Origin of the sequence: Kitasatospora sp. NPDC048715, from assembly GCF_043198905.1 — a bacterium.
In the GTDB taxonomy this organism is placed as follows: domain Bacteria; phylum Actinomycetota; class Actinomycetes; order Streptomycetales; family Streptomycetaceae; genus Kitasatospora; species Kitasatospora lactacystinica.
The window spans coordinates 1-4282 of sequence record NZ_JBICVH010000039.1; the positions used below are offsets into that span (position 1 = coordinate 1).

General features: G+C 71.3%; 1 protein-coding gene. It reads right to left on the reverse strand.

The window, feature by feature from the left end; translation table 11 throughout:
* A partial coding sequence (locus tag ACGFSC_RS42790) for an amino acid adenylation domain-containing protein (protein ID WP_359915556.1) occupies nt 1-4232 on the reverse strand: 4232 nt, incomplete at its 3' end.
* Between the last annotated feature and the right edge of the window lie 50 nt (nt 4233-4282).

Here is a 4282-nt window from a genome sequence, read left to right on the forward strand (position 1 = left end):
GACCCGCGACCCGACCGCACCGAGGGCCGCGGCCGGTCCGTCGGCAGCTCCAACGGCTCCAGACCCGCCAACGCCTCACGCCAGTAGGCCAATTGGGGATCAACTGCCGATTCCCGCAGCCGGTCCCGTTGCCAGATCGCAAAGTCGCCGTACTGGACCGGCAGCGCCGCAAGGTCGGGGGTGCGCCGTTCGCACTCGGCCGTGTACAGCTCGGACAGCTCCTCCGAGACCAGCCGCATGGACCAGCCGTCGGACACGATGTGGTGCAGCACGACGAGGAGCAGGGTCTCGTCCTCGCCGGCCCGCACCAGCACCGCCCGCACCGGCGGTCCAGCGGCGAGGTCCATCGGCCGGAACGCCTCGCGCCGCACCACCTCCAGCGGGTCGGCCCCGCCGTCGATCCGCGTCAGCGCGAAGCCGCCGGGCTCGTCCACGATCTGGCGTGCGTCGCCGTCCGGGCCCGCCACGAACCGTGTCCGCAGCACCTCGTGCCGCTCGACGAGCTGAGCGAACGCCCGCTCCAGCGCACCCGCGTCGACGGTGCCGTGCAGCCGGACGGCCAGGGGCAGCAGGTATTCGGCGGAGCCGGCCAGCAGCTGGTCGAGGAACCAGAGCCGCTGCTGCCCGAAGGACAGGGGCGGTTCACTGCCCACGGCCCTCGGCGCCAACGGGGCGGGGTCCGCCTCCCGGGGTGCGCCGGCCAGGTGTGCGGTGAGGCCGGCCACCGTCGGCCGGGCGAAGAGGTCACGTACCGGCACGTCCACGTCCACCTTGCTCGCCAGGCCGTTGACGACACGCATCGCGAGGAGCGAGTGGCCGCCGAGTTCGAAGAAGTTGTCGTGGATCCCGACCCGGTCGACGCCGAGCACATCGGCCCAGACCCGGGCCACCACCCGCTCCACCGGGGTGCGCGGGGCGACGTACGGCTCGCCCGGTTCGGGCCGTTCGGCGTCGGGGACGGGCAGGGCCTTGCGGTCCACCTTCCGGTTCGCCGTCAGCGGCAGCCGGTCGAGGAGGACGACAGCACCGGGCACCATGTACTCGGGCAGGCTCCGCGCGCACCATGCCCGCAGCTCGGACACGTCCGGGCCGTGGGCGGCGTCCTGGGCCGTCACGCAGTAGGCCACCAGCCGCTTCACCCCGGGAACGTCCTCGCGCACGATGACCACGCAGGAGGTCATGGCCGGGTGCTCCATCAGCGCCGACTCGACCTCGCCGAGCTCGATGCGGATGCCCCGGACCTTGACCTGGTGATCGATGCGGCCGAGGAAGTCGAGCGTGCCGTCGGGCAGCCACCGTACGAGGTCACCGGTGCGGTACATCCGGGTTCCCCGCGGGCCGTAGGGGTCGGGCACGAAGCGTTCGCCCGTCAGCTCCGGGCGGCGCAGATAGCCGTGGGCGAGGCCTGTGCCCGCCGCGTACAGCTCGCCGGCCACGCCGGGCGGGACGAGTCGGCGGTGCCGGTCCAGGACGTACAGGCGGGTGTTGCCGACGGGGCGGCCGATGGGTGCGACACTCGGCCACTGCCCCACATCGGCGGGCAGCAGGTGGTCGGTGACGCCGTGGGTCTCGGTCGGGCCGTACCCGTTGTGCAGGGCGCACCACGGGTGGCGGGTGTGGAAGCTGCGGGCCGAGTCGCCGAGGACGTGGGTGTCGCCGCCCTGGGCGATCACGCGCAGCTCCGGGAGCACGGCTCCGGTCGCGTTGGCCGCCTTGTAGAACTCCTCCAGGACGAGGTTCGGGGCGTTGAGCTCGTGGATGCCGTGCCGCTCCAGCCAGCGCACCAGGTCGACCGGGTCGGTGCGGACGCTCTCGGGGGCGACGACCAGGCACTTGCCGTACAGGAGCGCGCTGAGGATCTCGTAGGGGGCGATGTCGAAGCTGATGGTCGCGAACTGGGCGACCCTGCCGTGCGGTTCACCGGGCGTTGCCGAGCGCAGCCAGGACGTCAGGTTCACCAGGCCGGTCCCCGGCATCACCACACCCTTGGGACGACCGGTGGATCCCGAGGTGTACATCACGTAGAAGGGGGTGTCCTGGGTGACGGGCCCGAGGCGCTCACCGTCGTCCGGGTCGGTCGACGGGCCGGCGGCCAGCTCCGTCGCGCACTCCGGGTCGTCCAGGACGATCCGGAGCGGCCCTGCGGGGAGCGCGCTCCGGACGGCGGCATGGGTGAGGATGCAGGCCGGCCGGGCGTCCTCGATCATGTAGGCGATCCGGGCGGCCGGGTACTGGACGTCGATCGGCAGGTAGGCGGCGCCGGTCTTGGCCACGCCGAGGAGGGCGGCGATCAGATCGACGGACTTGGGCAGAGCCAAGGCCACCACGCCTCCCGGTCCGGCGCCGGTGGCGATGAGGCGGTGGGCGATTCGGTTGGCGCGCCGGTTGAGTTCGCGATAGCTGAGCTCGACGTCCCCGTGGATCACGGCGGGCGCGTCCGGGGTCGCGGCAGCCTGCGCCTCGAAGAGGGCGGGCACGCTGTCGGCGCTCAAGGGGTGGTCGGTGTCGTTCCACTCCACGAGGAGCTGGTGCCGGTCGGCCGCGCTGAGCATGTCGAGCGCACTCAGCGGGGCTCCGGGTGCGTCGACTGCCATGGCCAGCAGGTTCTGGAAGTGCCTGGCCATCCGCTCGGCCGTGGCCCGCTCGAACAGGTCGGTGCTGTAGCTGAGCAGTCCTTGGAACGTCCCGACGGATTCCTGGAGGACGAGCGTGAGGTCGAACTGGGCACCGTCCAGGCCGGTGCGGAGCGGTTCGCTCTCCAGGCCGGGGAGGTCCCACACCTGGTCGGAGGGGTTCTGCGGAGTGAGCATCGCCTGGAAGAGCGGCGTGCGGCTGAGGTCGCGTTCCGGTGCGAGGTCCTCCACGATCCGCTCGAAGGGGGCGTCCTGGTGGGAGTAGGCGCCGTGCGCCGAATTCCTGACCCGGCCCAGGAACTCCTCGAACGTCGGGTCACCCGACAGGTCCGCGCGGATGACGAGGGTGTTCACGAAGAAGCCGATCAGGCCTTCGGTCTCGCTCCGGTTGCGGCCCGCCGCAGGCACCCCGACGGCCACGTCGTCCTGACCGCTGTACTTGGCGAGGTGGAGCTGGAACACCGCGAGGAACGCCATGAAGGGGGTGACGTCCGCACGGCGCGCCAGTCGCCGCAGACCGTCCGATACCTCGGCGGGGATGGTGAACTCCACGCTCGCACCGGCGCCCGTACGCTGCGGCGGCCGCTGGCGGTCGGTGGGCAGTTCCAGCGGTTCCAGGCCGGCCAGCCGGTCCCGCCAGTAGGCCAGTTGACGTTCCAGGAAGTCGCCGCGGAGCCGGTCCCGCTCCCAGAAAGCGAAGTCGGCGTACTGGACGGGGAGTTCAGGAAGCGAGGGGGCGCGGCCCTCGACGGCCGCCGCGTAGAGCTCCCCCACCTCCTTGGCAAGGACCGAGGTCGACCAGTCATCGGAGGCGATGTGGTGCAGAACCACCAGAAGGAGGTGCGAATCGGCTGCCTCACGTACCAGGACCGCCCGCAGCAGCGGGCCGCCCTCCGGGTCCAGTGGCCTGCGGGCCTCCTCCCGTACCAGTCGGAGCGCCTCGTCGTGTCCCGCCGCATCCCACTGCTCGACCACGAACTCGACGCCCGGGACGATCAGTTGGCGCGGCTCCTCGTCGCCCTCCCGGACGATCCGGGTGCGCAGCACCTCGTGCCGCTGCAGCAGTCCGCTGAAGGCGGCGTCGAGGGCAGGGACGTCCACGACACCACGCAGCCGCACGACCTGGTGGGTCAGCAATTGACCGCTGTCGGGCATGAGCTGGTGCAGGAACCACAGACGCTGCTGTCCGAACGACAGCGGGGCCTCCCGGTCCTTGAGGCCACGCGGTTCCAGAGGGGGAGCCACAGCGTCCGACAACTGCTCCACCCGCTCGGCCAGCGCGGCGACGGAGGGGCAGGCGAACAGATCGCCGACGGCGAGGTCCAGGCGCAGTTCGCTCGTGATCCGGTTGACCACGCGCAGCACCAGCAGTGAGTCGCCGCCGAGTTCGAAGAAGTTGTCGTGGATGCCGATCCGGTCGATGCCGAGTACGTCGGTCCAGGCTCGGGCGATGACTTGTTGCACGGGGGTGTGCGGGGGGACGTACTGCTCGTCGAGTTCGGGGCGTTCGGTGTCGGGTGCGGGTAGGGCTTTGCGGTCGATCTTGTTGTTGGCGGTGAGGGGGAGTTGGTCGAGGAGGACGAAGGTGCTGGGGGTCATGTAGTCGGGGAGGCTGCGGGCGCACCATGTCCGTAGTTCGGGCGTGTCGG